Annotated in this window: 18 protein-coding genes; 7 read left to right on the forward strand and 11 right to left on the reverse strand. The window is 47.7% G+C overall.

Annotation, left to right across the window (positions count from 1 at the left end):
- Positions 1 to 25 precede the first annotated feature (25 nt).
- The 5 genes from DES37_RS11905 (at position 26) to DES37_RS11925 (ending at position 4,585) form a co-directional block, all read left to right on the forward strand.
- A complete protein-coding gene (locus DES37_RS11905) occupies positions 26 to 1,201 on the forward strand; it encodes a fimbrial protein (RefSeq protein WP_110025905.1) in 1,176 nt (391 codons plus the stop codon).
- Between the two features lie 142 nt (positions 1,202 to 1,343).
- A complete protein-coding gene (locus DES37_RS11910; RefSeq protein WP_110025906.1) occupies positions 1,344 to 2,531 on the forward strand; it encodes an HD domain-containing phosphohydrolase in 1,188 nt (395 codons plus the stop codon).
- Positions 2,532 to 2,559: 28 nt separating this feature from the next.
- Complete coding sequence (locus tag DES37_RS11915; RefSeq protein ID WP_110025907.1) at positions 2,560 to 3,363, forward strand: winged helix-turn-helix domain-containing protein; 804 nt, start codon at positions 2,560 to 2,562, stop codon at positions 3,361 to 3,363.
- The gene (locus tag DES37_RS11920; protein WP_170123763.1) at positions 3,360 to 3,839 is read left to right on the forward strand and encodes a hypothetical protein; all 480 of its coding nucleotides are present in this window, start codon (positions 3,360 to 3,362) and stop codon (positions 3,837 to 3,839) included. Before DES37_RS11915 ends, DES37_RS11920 begins: the two co-directional genes overlap by 4 nt.
- A 74-nt stretch (positions 3,840 to 3,913) precedes the next feature.
- Complete coding sequence (locus tag DES37_RS11925) at positions 3,914 to 4,585, forward strand: Crp/Fnr family transcriptional regulator (protein WP_110025909.1); 672 nt, start codon at positions 3,914 to 3,916, stop codon at positions 4,583 to 4,585.
- A gap of 323 nt (positions 4,586 to 4,908) precedes the next feature.
- Here DES37_RS11925 and DES37_RS11930 read toward each other — a convergent pair whose 3' ends face one another.
- From DES37_RS11930 to DES37_RS11980, 11 genes are all read right to left on the reverse strand, one after another.
- Positions 4,909 to 5,526, reverse strand: coding sequence for a DUF943 family protein (locus DES37_RS11930; protein WP_170123764.1), 618 nt, complete (start codon positions 5,524 to 5,526; stop codon positions 4,909 to 4,911).
- Complete coding sequence (locus tag DES37_RS11935; RefSeq protein ID WP_110025911.1) at positions 5,486 to 6,292, reverse strand: DUF6933 domain-containing protein; 807 nt, start codon at positions 6,290 to 6,292, stop codon at positions 5,486 to 5,488. Before DES37_RS11935 ends, DES37_RS11930 begins: the two co-directional genes overlap by 41 nt.
- A 211-nt stretch (positions 6,293 to 6,503) precedes the next feature.
- Positions 6,504 to 6,983, reverse strand: coding sequence for a discoidin domain-containing protein (locus DES37_RS11940; RefSeq protein ID WP_110025912.1), 480 nt, complete (start codon positions 6,981 to 6,983; stop codon positions 6,504 to 6,506).
- Positions 6,984 to 7,353: 370 nt separating this feature from the next.
- Positions 7,354 to 7,929, reverse strand: coding sequence for an AAA family ATPase (locus tag DES37_RS11945; protein WP_110025913.1), 576 nt, complete (start codon positions 7,927 to 7,929; stop codon positions 7,354 to 7,356).
- Positions 7,926 to 8,363 carry a PTS sugar transporter subunit IIA gene (locus tag DES37_RS11950; RefSeq protein ID WP_110025914.1) on the reverse strand — a complete coding sequence of 146 codons (438 nt, stop codon included), beginning with the start codon at positions 8,361 to 8,363 and terminating at the stop codon, positions 7,926 to 7,928. The genes DES37_RS11945 and DES37_RS11950 overlap by 4 nt, the downstream gene beginning before the upstream one ends.
- 9 nt (positions 8,364 to 8,372) lie before the next feature.
- A complete protein-coding gene (locus DES37_RS11955) occupies positions 8,373 to 8,642 on the reverse strand; it encodes a hypothetical protein (RefSeq protein ID WP_110025915.1) in 270 nt (89 codons plus the stop codon).
- A 69-nt stretch (positions 8,643 to 8,711) separates the two neighbouring features.
- The gene (locus DES37_RS11960) at positions 8,712 to 9,554 is read right to left on the reverse strand and encodes a class II fructose-bisphosphate aldolase (protein WP_110025916.1); all 843 of its coding nucleotides are present in this window, start codon (positions 9,552 to 9,554) and stop codon (positions 8,712 to 8,714) included.
- On the reverse strand, positions 9,541 to 10,908 hold the full coding sequence (locus DES37_RS11965; protein WP_036106719.1) for a PTS sugar transporter subunit IIC: 1,368 nt from the start codon (positions 10,906 to 10,908) through the stop codon (positions 9,541 to 9,543). The genes DES37_RS11960 and DES37_RS11965 overlap by 14 nt, the downstream gene beginning before the upstream one ends.
- Positions 10,901 to 11,215 (reverse strand): PTS sugar transporter subunit IIB, encoded by a 315-nt coding sequence (locus DES37_RS11970; protein ID WP_036106721.1) that lies wholly within the window; start codon positions 11,213 to 11,215, stop codon positions 10,901 to 10,903. The genes DES37_RS11965 and DES37_RS11970 overlap by 8 nt, the downstream gene beginning before the upstream one ends.
- An 11-nt stretch (positions 11,216 to 11,226) precedes the next feature.
- Positions 11,227 to 12,207 (reverse strand): 6-phosphofructokinase, encoded by a 981-nt coding sequence (locus DES37_RS11975; protein ID WP_036106934.1) that lies wholly within the window; start codon positions 12,205 to 12,207, stop codon positions 11,227 to 11,229.
- Between the two features lie 422 nt (positions 12,208 to 12,629).
- Complete coding sequence (locus DES37_RS11980) at positions 12,630 to 13,571, reverse strand: sugar-binding transcriptional regulator (RefSeq protein WP_110025917.1); 942 nt, start codon at positions 13,569 to 13,571, stop codon at positions 12,630 to 12,632.
- A gap of 219 nt (positions 13,572 to 13,790) precedes the next feature.
- Between DES37_RS11980 and dalD the strand changes: the two genes are divergently transcribed.
- Positions 13,791 to 15,158: a D-arabinitol 4-dehydrogenase gene (gene dalD / locus DES37_RS11985; RefSeq protein ID WP_110025918.1), complete on the forward strand. Its 1,368-nt coding sequence runs from the start codon at positions 13,791 to 13,793 to the stop codon at positions 15,156 to 15,158.
- A 9-nt stretch (positions 15,159 to 15,167) separates the two neighbouring features.
- On the forward strand, positions 15,168 to 16,631 hold the full coding sequence (gene xylB, locus DES37_RS11990; RefSeq protein ID WP_110025919.1) for a xylulokinase: 1,464 nt from the start codon (positions 15,168 to 15,170) through the stop codon (positions 16,629 to 16,631).
- The last annotated feature ends 19 nt before the right edge of the window (positions 16,632 to 16,650 follow it).

The following is a 16,650-nucleotide window of genomic DNA, read 5'->3' on the forward strand; positions in this document are numbered from 1 at the left end:
CCTTTTACTGTGACGATTAAACATCATGCTCAATAAATTTTTTCTCATTATTACGGTGATAGCCGCAATAATGACTCCTGGTTTTTCCGCCCTGGCTGCGGGAGCACAATCCCGGGCTGTTACAGGCGATACTTGCCGTAACGCAGGTATTTTATTTACCAGTGTGGCGGAAGCAGATAAATCCCTGAACCTGTCTTCTGCTTTCGTTAATAGCAATGTGTATGAAGCTACTTATACCACCAGTTGGTCCGGCAGCATGACTTGCGTGTACGGAAGTGTGGGAATCGGTTCATTAATGCAGGATCACCTGTATTACTTTACCGGTTTTGACAGCAACCCGGTTTACCTGCATTTCAGCAGCAGCGACGGTGAAGACAGCTACTGGATTAAAATGACATCTGAAATCACTGGCACACAGAAAATAACAGTCAGTGGGATAGTGGGTATTCACTCACTTGGCTACCAGACACAATATACACTGCGCGCTGAACTGTTAACCTCTGCACCCAGTGGTGTAGAAAGCTACACCAAATCCACCACTACCGGTGCGCTCAGCGTGATCCCGGCAGTGATGAGTGGTACCGGAAGCGGAAGTAGCTCACCGCTATTATCCAGCAAAACCTACTCGTACCGCGCGTGGAGCAACATGATGGCGGATACCGCGCGTAAAAGCTGGGATACCGATTACTTTCTGGCTTATGAAAAGATGACCATTCAGTTTGAACCCAAACAGACCACCTGCAATATGACACGAGATTTAACCGTAAAATTGCCCCCGGCTCCACTTAGCACTTTGAAAGTCCGAGGAAAAGCCAACGGTGCCGATTTCACCATCCCATTAAAATGTGGCAACCTGGCTGGGGTGAAAACCGCCACACGTAATATTAAAGCCTGGTTGTCCAGCAATGATCTGGTCAGCACAGACTCTACCTACCAGATTATGGTGAATGATGAAACCACCGCTGGCGGTGTTGGCATTGCTATTCGCAGCCGTATTTTTATGGGAGATTCTGAAGAAGTACAGATATCCAGTAGCTCAGATATGGAAAATGCCACACAAATTCTGGATATCGAAAAAGATGAAGATATTCAGGATACCCAATACATTTATTTGCATGCGTATTATAAAGTCTACGATGCTGCTTCACTCAGCACAGGGACAGTTGTTGCAACAGCACAAATCATGTTTGGCTACGATTAGCCTGGCAAACAGAACTTTCATACACACGTATTAATTCGCTTTTAAAAAATGACAACTTATATCATTTTCACAATGCTCCATGAATATCGGCAGAGTGAATTAACACTCGTATAAATACGAGAAAAGTACCGGTAAGGGCATTATGAAAATATCAATTCAGACTGTACTCGACTTACTTCACAGTATTATTAAACCTATTTCACCTGAAATCGTCATTCACCTGCAACGGACAGCGTTAATCAGTTGGTATCTGGCCAACAAAGCCCGGCTACCTGAGCAGGAGATATGCGAGGCTTATCTGGCGGGCATGCTGCATGATATTGGCGCTCTGGATAAATCCCGGGCAGACCTGGCGCTGGCCAGTGAGTCATTTTTAGACGGACATGAAGCAAGTGGGGCAGCAATGACGGCCGGGATCCGCTTTCTGCAGCCCGTCACACAAATTATTGAACATCATCATCTGGAATGGATGGATGGCAGTCCCCTGAATTTACCACTGATTCACCACCTGGTGCATATGGCAGACAGCTTTGAGCTATACCTGCACCGGGTAGATGGCAATTATATTGCACAGCGCGAAGAGATTGTGAATGGCTTTTTGTCTGGCAATAAGAAATGGCCCTTAGAACTGGTCGATGCGCTGATAAAAGCAAGCCAGCAGGATGGCTTTTGGTTCCGGCTGGGCAATCCGGAACCGGAACGCGTGTTACAGACCATCAGCCCGCTGCACGAAGAATTCCTCGGCCGGGAAGACTTTCTCGAAGTGTGCCTGCTTATTTCCAAAATCGTCGATAAATACAGCAGCTTTACCCAAACCCACAGTACCAGTGTGGCCCATGTTGCGGAAAAGCTGTCTGAGCTGTATGGCTACGACACTGAAATGCAACAGCGCATCTGTATTGCTGGTTACCTGCATGATATCGGCAAGTTATTTATTCCGCTGTCGATTCTGGAAAAGCACGGACGGCTGGAAGCAGTCGAATATGCCAGAATGAAGTTGCACAGTTATAAAACGCTGGTGATGCTGGAACAATTTGAAGAACTCGGGCGAATTGTATCCTGGGCAGCAAACCACCATGAACGGCTGGACGGCAGTGGCTACCCTTTTGGCCTGGTGGCCGCAGAACTGGATATACCTTCACGAATTCTGGCAGTAGCAGATGTGTTCACCGCAACAACGGAAAACCGCCCTTACCGGCGAGGAATGGATACCGAAAAAGCCATAGCGATTCTGATGGAAGAATCTGCAAATGGCCGCCTGGACAGGGACATCGTTGGGTTACTCATCCATAATATCGGCGTTGTAAAACCGCTGGTTGCAATGTGCTGAATAAGTGGTGCAGTCAAAAGAGTCGCTCATGAAATATGTCATCGCTGGCAGTATTATTTATGATACAGAAAGTGGCACGCTGGCCGTAAAAGAAACGGGCTCACTTGCAGGATCGCCTGTACTGGAAGAGAAAAAACTTACCCATACTGCCAACCGGATTTTATCATTATTAATTGCGTCCCCAGGCCAGGTGCTGGAGCGGAGCTATTTATTGGAAACGGTATGGGAATCAGCCGGGCATGTGAGCTCCAGTTCGTCATTAAATCAATATGTGAGTATTCTGCGTAAGATCCTCACCTCACTGACAGATATTGAAGAAACGATTATTGCAGTGCCCCGGGTTGGATTTTATTTTTCTGCTGATATCGAGATTCTGCCCTGGCATGACATCTCACAACCGGATACACAACAACCCGTTGAAGTTCAGCGCAATGCTGCAGCAAAACTCAAACTCCCCTGGCGGATTGTAATACCTGCCGCCCTGATAACGCTTCTGGTGCTGGCAAATATTGCTATACGCCTGGATGACGATACAGGTGCGCGTTTCACACGGCTTTATAATGCAGGAACAATCGGTAAATGCCAGTTGCAAACTTTTGAACAATTGCGAGGTAGTTTGCAACAGAAACTACTTAATATGATGAGCCACTTTCAACCAGATATGGCAGCACGCTGTGAAAAGCAGCCTTTTGCTGTCACTGTTCAGGTACAACGTAGTGTATTTTACGGCGGCCGCGGGCGGGTGTTTTATTCGCTATGTCCGTTAGATGACGCAAGCAAGAAAGTTATTTACTGTGAAAATCACTACACCTTCGATGGGGAATGGAAATGAAACTGACAGGGCTGTTTGTCACCCTCATTGTTCTGCTGGCAGGGCTGTTTGCCTGGGGTGCAAACAGCCACCCCAAAGAGTATTTTAGTGATCGCTGCTTCGCTAACCTGACTTATGACAGCTCAACAAAAGAAGAAGACTTTACATTTAATGGCAATATCGCTTTTGAGTTTCGTACCGATAAAACCGGGCAATTTAATCTCTCCGGTTTTATGAAGTCCGACGGGAAAACCTGGACCTTTTCACGCTATATCACCTTTAACTACCGTAATATTTCTGCCAATAAATACCACATTACAATAACTGGTCAGGCCCCGATGGTGCACGATAACGCCCCCGACAACGTTTCAGCACTGGCGGTAAAAATGCTGGGTCTTGGCGGGCAATACGCCGTCTACCTGCAAAGAACAGATGACAATTATTTCACTATCGGTATTCCCCTGTCGCCAATCATGAATTGTGTTATTCAGTCATGACCCTGACCATAGCCCCCATTGCCACAACTGGCATTGCAGTAGAGTAACCTGCCCATAAAAAAGAAGAAGTTGAAATGAAAAAAAACTGTGTCACCTGTGCAAAATGTGGCTTTGCCAGTGCCTGTAAAGCCTACCTGTTTGATTACCAGGAGCGGCTGTTTGTTGACAGCCTTTCCACACGTAAAGCATTTGCGAAAGGTGATTTTATCTACCGCTGTGGTAACAAAGTGGATGCACTGTATGCCCTGCGTTCTGGTTTTGCGAAAGTTTATGACGCAGAGGATAAGCTCCAGGGGCTGATACTCCCAGGCCAGGTATTTGGCGCAGAAGAGCTCTATTCCGAGTATTACCAGCACCATGTTCAGGCGGCCAGCCCGGTTGAAGTCTGCCAACTCAAGAATGCCCGTTTCTATGAAATCAGCCAAATAACCACAGGCTTTACCAATTTTATTATTAAAATTATTGCCCGCTCAGCACTGGAAAAACAGAAATTCATCGCGGTACTGAATCAACGAGACAACGCCGGAAAAGTGTTGGGGTTTTTACGTTATTTATCATATATTAATAAAGAATATGGCTTTGACCAGTGCGAGATACAGGTCCCGCTGAACCAGGAGGAAATTGCCCATATGCTGGGGATATCCAAATCTACTTTCCTGCGTGCTATGGATATGCTGGTAGACCAGGAACTGGTGGATATTAAAAATAAAACTATGATGCTGTTGGCTTCGGATCCCAGTCAGTAACTGTGAGTCCACAAGCTAAATTGTAATAGCCAGGCGGAGAACCACCTGGCAACGCTTGCTCTTGTACATCTCAGGCGAGCCTGTTTGAGCCCGTTGCTTAATTCAGCACGGTTTCTGGCAACGCTTCATCGCTGTTCACCGCCACCTGGTGTAACGAACTCCATGAATTGATATCTGTGCCATGAACCTGCAATATTCGTGGCACACCCCACAGTTTCTTATAACTCAACGTATTTTTATTGTATTTAAAAAAACCAGGAGGGAGCGTTAATTAAAAGCTCTAACAAAATATATATTTCTCTACACCCGCTCATCAGCCAATACTATTTAACGTAAAAATTATCTTTATACTCCTGCACTTCTCCCTTTGCTGTCAGGCGGTATTGTCCATTGTAAGTATGAAAGAAAAACTGCCCGTCTACATTTTTATCCACTGAAAAAATAACATTTTTATCTACACAATTCACATCGGTTTTCATATCATCAAAACAGATCCTGTCTTCTTTTCCCAGTTTTTTATATCCATCACCAAAGTCAAGAAAACTTACACGATAAAAATTTCCAGGCGATGATAAAGGAAGATGATACTGACTAGTAATATTGGATTTATTTTCCAACCACCAATTTATTTTTCCTTTGTCGATATACGGAAAATTTTTCACTAATATAACACTCGCGTCAGATTCTGAGTGTACAGCAACAATATCAACCGGACGAAAAAAAGCAATAATCGCTACAATAATAAAAGCAAAAGCTGTAATACCGATTAATTTTACCCTCATATTAAACATTTCCACTATCAACCCTTTATATTGTCCATAAAAAGAAAACACTCCAGGCAAAGCTCTAAATTCATTAAACAGAATCTGTTCACATTCACGTTTAGAAATATGTTTTTCGTTACTTGTTCTTTTTATTGGCTCTGGCCTGCTGGAAATCAATAATATTATCCGCATGCGCAGGCTCACCCTCAAAATTAGTCTGCAGCGCGACCTCTGTTATGCCCTGAATTTTAGCCTGATTTTCTGGCTCCGGTAGTAAAGACAGCATTTGCATGGGTAGCGCGCGAAAATACTCACGGACCTGCGGCACTTCACCCGGATCCAGGTCGCCATACAGGGTTATCCATTCGAGGAACATCTCTTCATTGGGCTGGAAATAGTCTTTATGAGTTTTGGTGGAACGCACTGTGTGGTTTATCCACTCATCAAGTAGCGATGCCTGCACCAGGTCTTCGGGTAACCCCCCCATTTCATCAGCCTGATATTCGATGTTCCACACTACGTCATTAATATGGCTCTGAACGCTTCTGTCGCCACGCAGGCAGAAACAGGGATTAGGGTTCAGGCGAATAAACTGCTCAACCATCACATGGAAGCTGGCTTCATCGCACAGTTCAAGCTGTTCACCGAAAAACTGCATGTTATTAAACAGCCGTTCCAGCCACAGTCTGGCAAATTCAGCCCAGTCGCCTTTTTTCAGGCCAACAAATACCATGGCATAACGGGTAGATACATGCATGGCAATTAATACGTGTTTACGCTGAACCTTAATGGCATGCACCAGCCAGGAACTGATGGGTAGGTTTTCGTACTGAGTATCGCCAATCTCTGGCATTGGCGGTTGTTCCAGTGGTGACTGTTTTTTACCCTGGCGCGTCACAGTAAAAAAGTCTGCTGCCGTTCTGGTGCAGTTAAACACTAACATGGCGTTTTCCCTTGCTGTTCAGACAAACACTGGTACTCAATAAGAGCAAAACCTTTACCCGGCTACGACAGGAACTGTTACAGGTTCTCAATCAACACCAGTGCGACGTCGCTGTTTTGCTGTGAGATGCCGGGTAGCCATTATGGCAACCCGGCACTCTATGCACAACGGCACTTTTCTGAAGCCTTTCCGGTTCACCACCACCAGGTTGTTAATTCAGCGCGGTTTCTGGCAACACTTCATCGCTGTTCACCGCCACCTGGTGTAACGAACTCCATGAATTGATATCTGTGCCATGAACCTGCAGTTTTACCCAACGAGCTTTAACCGGCTTCACCACGAACTTTTCGCCCTTGAGAGACGCCGTGGATGTCTGTACCCCTTGTGCCAGCGTTACCCAGGTTTGGTTGTCCTGCGAAACCAGCAAGTCAAACTTAAGCCGCCGCTCTGCCGGTTTAAAAGTATGCAGAACAATATTATGAATCTCCGTTTCATCGGCTAACTGGAACACAGCCCAGTTCCCTTTGCCACTTACTGCCCACCGGGTTTTAGCGTTACCATCCAGCATAAATTCAGGCTTGTGGCCGTTCTTTTCATCAAAACCAGAAGCCGTAACGCCACTGATTTGAGTAGCGAACGCCGTTGCAGAACATGCCAGTAAGAGTGCTGCGCTAACCAGTCCTTTAAACATAGAGCTGTCCTTAATAAGTTAATATGCGGGTATGTTGTGTGTGGTGCTAATTCGTGCATAGTATCGGTTGATACGTAATGCTACGCAGCGTAATAAACCGGAATGCCGGGGTGAAAACAACAGAACAAACAGGCAGGGAGAAATAAAATTACAAATTGTGGTGGGTTTCCTGTTTTTTTATAACCGGAATGTACTTCCGGGCAGCAAGATTAATGACAATCACACTCGTTATTTAATGCTTGTATTAACTGAATGTACGATTAAATAAACACGCAAGGCCGTTCACGTAACGTAATTAGTCCAGGCAAACAGTAGCATGAACAAGCCAGGCGCTATGGCAAAACCCGCCTGACTATGCCTGCCAGTACACTCAGCCAACCAATGCTTCACTGGCTATATGGTGTGTAACCCAGTTAAAAAGTGCCCCTGAATCCCCCCCTTCTTCACCCTGCTCAAAGGTGTACACCGGGCCGATGCTCATGGGGCGGGCAGATTGCGCTAACACAGCCAGCTCTGGTAAATACTCTTCCCCTGGGTGGCCCGGTTTACGTTGCTCAAGCCGCCGGGCATAGCGTGATACAGCCAGTTCCGGTGAAACCTGATTCCAGACTTCCAGCACCTCACGTACCCGGGCCTGTTGCAAAAAGACCTGAAGTTGCTCACGGGGCTGAAACCCAAACCAGGCATCAACCAGCCAGATACAGTTTGCTGGAGCCGCAGCAATAACCGACCAGATAGCCGCATAAGCCGCGCACCCAAGCTGGCGGTTAAGCTGGCGATCTATAGCCGGGAACTGCGCCATAAAAGGCTCTTTGATACCATCCAGCGTCAGTGAGGGCAGGCCGAATTGCTGTGAAAGCGCCTGGGTGACGGTACTTTTCCCTGATGCCGGAATTCCATTAACCAGAATGACGGTTTTATGTTCAGCACTAAGTAACTGTTTCATAGCAATGCTGCCACCTCCTCTTTGCTGCGCGCTGCCCGCAGGCTGGACAACCGGACATCGTTATCCAGTAAATCAACAATTGCGCGAATCCCCTCTTCAATATGCTTATTGCTATCCTGAGCACCAAATAAAATAACAATATCTGCCGCACCACTTCCGGCAAAACTGACCGGGTTTTTAAGTAACACCAGACTAAAACAGGTGCGGGATACACCGTTTTCCGGACGGGCATGGGGTATGGCAATCCCCTCATCAAAAACATAATACGCTCCGTGTTCAAGCGTGTTTTTGATTACGGCTTCCCCATAATTTTGTGAAATAAAACCTTTATTCACTAAAGGGTTGGCAGCCTGGCGAATCACATCCTGCCAGTTATCAATATCTACACCGACCTGGATAGCATCTGCTTCCAGCAACAAATCTTTAATGGACATGCGCACTCCCTAAATATTACGGCGAATAATATTTCGCAGTTCATCAATTCGTGTAAACAACGTCTCCACCTGTGGCCGATAAACAGGGCTTGCGGCATAAGCACGTAGTGCACGGTTGTACTCAAGCATTAATGCTTTTTGTGTTTCAGCATTATCTGGCTGTTGTGCCAGAGATTGCTCCAGCAGAGCTATTTGTTCAGACAACAGTTGTGCCTGCTGATTATTGTCTTCCTGGTTCACTGGCGCTTTTTGCCATAATGCTTTTAGCGAATTAAACATAGCTGACTCCAGCCCCGACGGGTGCCGGGGCACCAGGGTGAGTGATAAAAATAAAAGAAGAACGGGTATTTATTTAAACAGTGCGATCTTTTCCATTAATACCTGGGTAACGGCTTCATTTGCCGGAATTAAAAACTTCCGCACACTGTCATTCACTTTTCCTTTTTCAAATGTAGTTTTACATTGCCCTACCCACTGGACATTCATTTCTGTACCCACATTCACTTTATTAATCCCTTCGGTCACCGCCAGGCGCATATCTTCATCGCTAACGCCCGTCCCGCCATGTAATACCAGCGGGGTGCTAGTTGCTTTACTGATTGCGGTTAACCGTTCATGGCGAATTTGCGCTTTACCCGTATACAGGCCATGTACTGTGCCCACAGAGACCGCCAGCATATCAACCTGCGTTTCATGCACAAAGCGCACAGCATCTTCCACGGTAGTAATGGTGATGTCTTCATCTGCCACGGCTTTGCCATCTTCTGAGCCACCAATCGCCCCCAATTCACCTTCTACAGTGATATTTTTCGGGCGAGCCATTTCCACCACAATACGCGTATTCGCAATGTTGTCGTCAATACTAAGGTGGGAACCGTCATACATCACAGATGTAAAACCCGCGTTCATCGCTGTTTCAATCGCGTTAATATCCGAGCAATGGTCGAGGTGCAGGCAGGTTGGCACATTTTCACTTTCCGCCAGGGAGCACACAGAATCCACCAGCAATTTATAACCCAAATATTGTGCTGTTCCGGTAGATATCTGAATCATTAACGGGCTGTTCGTTTTTTTTGCAGCCCGGAAATAGGCAGGCAGCATTTCAATACAATGTAAGTTAAATGAACCAATTGCCTTAAATTGTCGTTGCTGAGCAATACGTAAAATATCGTTGAAATTAAGCAGGCTCATGACCTTTCTCCCCTTTAGGATTAACAGACTTACCATTTACAAACCAGGCAAGGGCGGCAACAAACACAATAAACAAGGCAACAAATAACCAGTTATTTTGGAATGCATGCCCCAGCACCAGGCCAGAACTGATCACATCTGAGTCACTGAACGTGACGCCATTAAAACCGTAACTTTCCAGCATCGGCACCAGAACTGACGGCAGGAAAGTGATAAACAGGCCATGGACAACACCACCAATCATTGCTCCACGCCGCCCTCCCAGCGCATTGCCAAAAACGCCAGCGGTGCCACCTGCAAAAAAGTTCGTTAATAACCCGGGCAGAATCATTGCCATCCCGAACATCGGGAAGACCAGCATGCCGATAATAGAACCCACTGTTGTTGCCAGAAAGCCGACTATCACTGCATTGGGGGCATAGGGAAAGAGAACCGGGCAATCCAGAGCGGGTTTGGCGTCTGGCACAATACGCATGGCAATTCCACGGAATGCAGGCACCAGTTCATTAAGCAGTAAACGCACACCGCTATAGAGAACAAAGACACCGGCAACAAACTGGATAGATTGCATAAACGCGTACATCAGGTAGTTCATACCGCCAGAAAACTGGGCAATATAAGCAGGCCCAGCCGCCAGCGCCGGGATCAGGTACATGGGCACCATCACCACCGCCATAGACAAATAGGTATCTTGCAGGAACTTGAAATTATCCGGCAGCACCAGGTCTTCAGTTGAGCGGGAGCCTTTGCCGACAACCTTTGCCACCGCTGCCTGAACCAGGTAGCCAATGGTACAAAAATGCCCCAGCGCGACGTCATCTGAACCGGTAATTCGCCGTACCACAGGTTGCGCCAGCGCAGGCATCAACACCGCCATAACCCCACCAAAAACACCACCAGTAAGGATAAGGGGTAAACCTGTCAGGCCAGCTTTATAGCCAATAACAGTGCCGATAGTTGCCATCCAGAGTAGTGCCTGCCCGGTCAGGAAGATGTATTTAAAGGGTGAAAGGCGCGCCACCAGGATATTGACGGCAAAGATCACCATCAGCGTTAACGCCACTTCGGAGCCCAGCTCACGGTTTGCCAGCCCGGCTATCGCTGCCACGTCGGTGATATACCCTTTCATGCCGAAGCCATGGGTAAAAATGTCGTTAAGGAAAGTCAAAGTGGCGACAATAATGTTGATGCCTGCCATCATTATCAGAAAGCCCAGCAGCGTTTTAAATGTGCCTTCTGCTATTTTCCCTGGCGATTTTTTTTGCAGAATCAACCCGAGCATGGCAATAAATGCCACCAGGATAGATGCCTGGCCGAGTAAATCCTTTACAATAAATGAAATAATACTATTCATGATCAACCACCATTAAATTTTGCGCTTTCATAAAGGCAACTATTTTTGTTTCTATCTCCTCTTTATCAGTTAATTTATTCAGAATGATAACGCGCCTTGCCTCTTCTTCACTGGCATCGGCTGTTAAAATATCTGCAAATGTTTTGGAGGTTAAAATAATATCGGATTTAAATGCCCCCGCTTCAGAAACAGTGGTGTGTTCAATTTGTGCAGGAATCTCCAGTTTTTTAAGAACAGCTTTCGCGGTCATTTCAATGGCAAAGCTTGAGCCGAGGCCGCAGCCACATACGCAAAGTACTTTTAACATGTAGGGTCTCCTCAAAGGATATTGAGCTGCCTTGCAAGTTTATAATGATGCCCTTCAGTATCGACCAGGCGTTTTTGCATACTAATTAAATCAATGGGGATAGGTTTATTACTCGAATTAATAACAATGGCTTTATTACGCATTCCAGACTGAATACAACGAACAATCTCACTGGCCATAATCGTTCCCTGATAAATTTCCTCGCAACTGGGGTCGCCACTGCGTAAGCCAAAACCCAAAATGGTCTTACGGATACGCACACCTATTTGTGGCTCCAGTTGTTTTATCATGGTGTCTATCGCCCCCTGAAACCCAGGCGAGTACTCTTTCGTGTAGCCTTCTGAGCAAAGGATTACGACGCTGTTTTGTTCCGCCAGCTTGTGCTGAATTTTTGATACCAGTTCAGCCACTGGCAACTGTCTTTCAGGGATTAACGCAATATCAGCATTACTCTTGATAGCCGCCTGCAAAGTCAGCTCGCCACAGTACCCACCGAGAACTTCAATCATAAATACTCGCCCGGGCAATGCCCTGCCGGTATTACGTAATTTGGATACTTCCTGGCGAATTTGTTCACAGGCCGTTGAGAAACCGATAGTGTAATCACTGCCGAATACATCATTATCAATCGTCATACCCACACCAAAGCAATTAACACCGAATTCACTGAGGGTATTCAGAAATTGTAAAGAACCATCGCCACCTGCCATGATTAATATATCAATATGGAGTGATTTAAGTTTTTTACTGATTTCGCTGTACTCTGAACGCATTAATTTTTTCGACGTCCTCCCGGATGTGATTACCGGCATTGCAGAGATAGAGAAGTCCACCAGTTCGCGCCATGCAATCTCATGGTGTTTTTTCTCCAGTAAGCCAGGGATCCCGCCATTAAATAGCGTAATATCAGCCTGCGCCAGCCTGGCTATCTGGAAAATAAAATTATTTATCCCTGAAACATCTCCGCCACTTACGACAATACCGATTTTCATCATTTGCCCTTATTGCTTGCGACACCCACATTTTTCCCTGGCTGCAAGCCCTGTATTTGCAACGAAGATCTCAAAAACTGGATAAATGAATCCATACAGAACATTGACACCCCTGTTTGTTAATAGTTTTTTGTGAATTGAATCACATTTAAAATTTAACAAATAGCGGGAATCAAATGTTTTTATTTTTTAAATACAGTGAGTTATTGAATAAATAGAAAAGCTGAATTGAACAATGAGGACTGTGAATAATAGCCAGAAGATGCAATGGCAATTTTGTGAACACTACCTCATTTTTTTGCGCTCAGGAGGTGCCAATAAGGCACCTGAGTCTGATGACAAACCTCATGTCCGTACAGAAAGAAAGGATGTCACCTAATAAAAAACCAGACCACACCAAAAAGGTGATGCAAGCAATGTGCTCAGCGCGTTAATAACCAGCGAGCTGTATGCTCATCGGTAACCAGGCCGTTAACCCAGCCCCCTTTCAGCGCGGCTAAAATCGCCGGGCGTTTGTAATCGCCACAGGCCACACCAATACGCGGGCAGGGATTGTTGCGAATATCATAACTGGTTATCAACTGGTTGATTTCACTGTTAACAACATTGCCATTGGCATCAATAAACCGCCCCAGGATCTCACCGACAGAGCCCAGTGCTGTTAGTTCATCCAGTTGCGCCCGGTTAATAAACCCGTCTTTATAAATTGGGCTTTGCTCACCTAAAGGCCCCACGCCAACAAAAATAACGTCCGACAGGTTGGCTAACTCGCTCACGTTATTAAACAAGCGGCTTGAGCACCACATTGCGTGTTCATCATTGGTTTGTGCATAGCGCGGTGCCGGCCACTGAGAATATTTGGCTTCCAGTTTACGCGCCAGCAGCAAGGGCACATCGTCGTAATAATTACACTGGCCGTTTTCATCCATGGCACTAATCAACGCAACACAGCGGGCGTTCTTACAATTAAAATCAATGCGCTGAATGGTTTTTTTCAGGGTAAACCCCGAGCCAATACCAATAATCTTCGGTGTATCGGCCCGCAGAAAACGGGACATCACCTGGTAACAGCCAAATGCCACGCTATCGAGAAGGCTGTCTTCGCTGTAGACCGGCACAATATTGCATTCATGCAACTGGTACTTTTCCTGCAACAACTGCGCATAATCAAGGCAGTTCGCCACCGGATGGTGCAGACCAATGGAAACAATACCCTCTTCTTTCGCCGCAGCGATCAGGCGCTGGACGACCGGCCTTGAAGTCCCTAACAGGGTAGCTATTTCACTCTGATTCTGCCCGGCAATGTAGTACATCCAAGCCGCACGCACTTTTTGGTCCAGCCTGGCATCGTCTTCTTTGCTCACGTTTCCCTGCCTTATTCCTGCGCCTGCGGGCATTTTACCCCAGGCAATACCCGCATTCTGGCGGGAAGATCATAGCGAGGCAAGTACTCTTGCCATAATTAGATGCACATTATTGGTCATTTGTATTTTGTTTGGTCTTTTGCTCTTTTGTGATCTATAGCTCTACAATTGATCAAATGTTTAAATAGAGTGGACCCACACCTTAATGGAGAACAGAGCATGAACAATCAATTCACATGGCTTCATATCGGTTTGGGTTCTTTTCATCGTGCACATCAGGCCTGGTACCTGCACAGCCTGATTGCCGCAGGCGATAACCGCTGGCACATTGCCGCCGGGAACATCCGCCCTGATTCAGAAAACGTACTTCAGGCACTGAAAGCGCAGAATGGCCGTTATGTCCTGGAAACCGTCAGCCCGGAAGGGGAAAGAAAATACGAAGAAATCACCGCTATTCAGAAACTCATTCCCTGGCAGGAAAACCTCCAGCCACTGATTGACGAAGGGGCGAAATCCGCAACCAAAGTGATTGCATTTACTGTCACAGAGGGTGGGTATTACCTGAATACCCAGCACCAACTGGATACCAGCAACCCGGATTTAGCGGCAGACCTGCAAGGCGCCTGCAAAACGATTTACGGCACCATTACCCGCATTCTTGAAACGCGCATGGCCGCGCAGGCAGGCCCGTTAACCCTGCTGTGCTGCGATAACGTCCGCCATAATGGCGAGCGCTTTCATGGTGGGTTAATCGAATTCTTACAACAGACAGGCAAGCAGGCCGTGATTGACTGGATGACAGCCAACACCACCAGCCCGAATACCATGGTGGACCGTATCACACCACGCCCGGCACCAGACCTGCCGGCCCGTATCAAAGAAAAAACAGGTATTGATGACAAAGCCCCGGTAATGGGTGAAACCTTTATTCAGTGGGTGGTGGAAGATAACTTCCGCGATGCCCGGCCAGCGCTGGAAAACGTCGGTGTTGAACTGGTGTCTTCCGTTATTCCTTACGAAGAAGCCAAAATCCGCATTCTTAACTCATCCCACAGCTGCATTGCCTGGGCAGGTACGTTAATCGGCCAGCAATATATCCATGAAAGCACCCAGACCGATTTTATCTATGCCATTGCAAACCGTTATGTCACCGAAGATGTCATCCCCTGCCTTGGCGATAACGGCATTGACCTTGCCAGTTACCGCGATGTAGTGCTTAACCGCTTTACTAACCCGTATATTCAGGATACCAACCAGCGTGTTGCCGCAGACGGTTTCTCAAAAATCCCGGCGATGATCACGCCAACGCTGCTGGAATGCTACCAGCGTGGAACCACCCCGGATGCCACCGCAATGCTGCCTGCCCTGTTCTTCGTGTTTATGGAGCAATGGCACAACGGCACGCTGCCTTATGAATACCAGGACGGCATTCTGGATGCCCCTGCCGTGCATGCCATGTTCAACACGGCCGACCCAATTGCTGTTTATGCCAGCAACAAAGCACTGTTTGGTGAACTGGCCTCACGCGCCGACTTCGCTGCGCTGTTACGCGCAAAAATTGCCGCTGTATACACGCTGATTCAGTGAGGGATGACTATGTACTTAGGCATTGATCTTGGCACATCTGAAGTGAAAGCACTGGTCATTGACGACAACTACCATGTTGTTGCCACCCACAGTGCGCCACTGAGCATCCAGCGCCCGCACCCGCACTGGTCTGAACAAGCTCCACAGGCCTGGTGGGAAGCCACAGACTATTTAATGGCGACACTGAAAGAGAAATGCGGCCAGCACTGGTCGGCCATTAAAGCGATTGGTTTATCCGGGCAAATGCATGGCGCAGTGCTGCTGGATGACCAGGGCGAAGTGATTCGGCCAGCGATTTTATGGAACGACACCCGCTGTGCACAGGAGTGCGCAGAGCTGGAAGAAATTGCGCCGGAACTCCACACCATTGCCGGTAACCTGGCAATGCCGGGGTTTACCGCACCCAAGCTGCTTTGGGTTCGCCGCCATGAAAGCGACAACTTTAACCGCACAGCAACAGTGCTGCTGCCGAAAGATTATCTGCGCTTCAAAATGACAGGCAAGAAAGTCTCCGATATGTCTGACGCCGCAGGCACTCTGTGGCTGGATGTAGCCAAACGAGACTGGTCAGACACCCTGCTGGAGAAATGTGGGTTGTCGCGCAGCAATATGCCGGAACTGGTGGAAGGTTGTGCGGTGTCGGCAACACTGGCACCAGACATTGCACAGCGCTGGGGGCTGAATGCTTCAGTAGTGGTTGCCGGTGGTGGTGGCGATAACGCGGTCAGCGCGATTGGTGTTGGCGCGGTCTCCCCGGGGGATGCGTTTATCTCCCTGGGTACTTCCGGCGTTCTGTTTGTGGTAACCGACGCCTACCGCCCCGCGCCACAATCGGCGGTACACGCCTTTTGCCATGTGCTGCCCAATTTATGGCACCAGATGAGTGTGATGCTGAGTGCCGCCAGTTGTCTGCAGTGGTTTTGCCGCCTGACAGGCACCACTGAAACGGCACTGCTGGAAGAAATAGAACAGTTAAGCGATAGCGACAAAGCCCATGCGCCGCTGTTCCTGCCTTACCTTTCTGGCGAGCGCACACCCCATAACGACCCGAACGCCCGCGGCCTGTTCTGGGGGCTAACCCATGCCAGCCTGCGCGCGCAAATGGGCTATGCCGTTCTGGAGGGCGTGAGCTTCGGGATTGCCGACGGCCTGCGAGTGCTGCAGGAAAGCGGCACTGATATTACGCAATGCTCATTAGTTGGCGGCGGTGCCCGCAGCCCATTCTGGGCGCAACTTCTGGCAGACATTCTTGCCATGCCGGTTGTCACCCACAAAGGTGGTGAAACCGGCGGTGCTCTGGGCGCGGCCCGGCTGGCCTGCCTTGCCGCAGGTAAACCTATGGCAGAGGTGTGCACCAAACCTGAAATCTACAAAACCTGGCAAGCGAACCCTGAGCGCCACCAGACACTAATGGAACGCTATAAACAATTCGCTGCTCTGTACCAAAACGACATTACTTACCGTACTCATTAATTTTAATAACAAAACCCTC

This window comes from Mangrovibacter plantisponsor, assembly GCF_003182475.1.
Taxonomy (GTDB): Bacteria; Pseudomonadota; Gammaproteobacteria; order Enterobacterales; family Enterobacteriaceae; genus Mangrovibacter; species Mangrovibacter plantisponsor.

What these genes read in the sequence shown, in the direction of transcription:
- DES37_RS11905 (WP_110025905.1), top strand. Translation starts at nt 26, where the DNA reads ATGCTCAATAAATTTTTTCTCATTATTACGGTGATAGCCGCAATAATG.
- DES37_RS11910 (WP_110025906.1), top strand. Translation starts at nt 1,344, where the DNA reads ATGAAAATATCAATTCAGACTGTACTCGACTTACTTCACAGTATTATT.
- DES37_RS11915 (WP_110025907.1), top strand. Translation starts at nt 2,560, where the DNA reads ATGAAATATGTCATCGCTGGCAGTATTATTTATGATACAGAAAGTGGC.
- DES37_RS11920 (WP_170123763.1), top strand. Translation starts at nt 3,360, where the DNA reads ATGAAACTGACAGGGCTGTTTGTCACCCTCATTGTTCTGCTGGCAGGG.
- DES37_RS11925 (WP_110025909.1), top strand. Translation starts at nt 3,914, where the DNA reads ATGAAAAAAAACTGTGTCACCTGTGCAAAATGTGGCTTTGCCAGTGCC.
- DES37_RS11935 (WP_110025911.1), bottom strand. Translation starts at nt 6,292, where the DNA reads ATGTTAGTGTTTAACTGCACCAGAACGGCAGCAGACTTTTTTACTGTG.
- DES37_RS11940 (WP_110025912.1), bottom strand. Translation starts at nt 6,983, where the DNA reads ATGTTTAAAGGACTGGTTAGCGCAGCACTCTTACTGGCATGTTCTGCA.
- DES37_RS11945 (WP_110025913.1), bottom strand. Translation starts at nt 7,929, where the DNA reads ATGAAACAGTTACTTAGTGCTGAACATAAAACCGTCATTCTGGTTAAT.
- DES37_RS11950 (WP_110025914.1), bottom strand. Translation starts at nt 8,363, where the DNA reads ATGTCCATTAAAGATTTGTTGCTGGAAGCAGATGCTATCCAGGTCGGT.
- DES37_RS11955 (WP_110025915.1), bottom strand. Translation starts at nt 8,642, where the DNA reads ATGTTTAATTCGCTAAAAGCATTATGGCAAAAAGCGCCAGTGAACCAG.
- DES37_RS11960 (WP_110025916.1), bottom strand. Translation starts at nt 9,554, where the DNA reads ATGAGCCTGCTTAATTTCAACGATATTTTACGTATTGCTCAGCAACGA.
- DES37_RS11965 (WP_036106719.1), bottom strand. Translation starts at nt 10,908, where the DNA reads ATGAATAGTATTATTTCATTTATTGTAAAGGATTTACTCGGCCAGGCA.
- DES37_RS11970 (WP_036106721.1), bottom strand. Translation starts at nt 11,215, where the DNA reads ATGTTAAAAGTACTTTGCGTATGTGGCTGCGGCCTCGGCTCAAGCTTT.
- DES37_RS11975 (WP_036106934.1), bottom strand. Translation starts at nt 12,207, where the DNA reads ATGAAAATCGGTATTGTCGTAAGTGGCGGAGATGTTTCAGGGATAAAT.
- dalD (WP_110025918.1), top strand. Translation starts at nt 13,791, where the DNA reads ATGAACAATCAATTCACATGGCTTCATATCGGTTTGGGTTCTTTTCAT.
- xylB (WP_110025919.1), top strand. Translation starts at nt 15,168, where the DNA reads ATGTACTTAGGCATTGATCTTGGCACATCTGAAGTGAAAGCACTGGTC.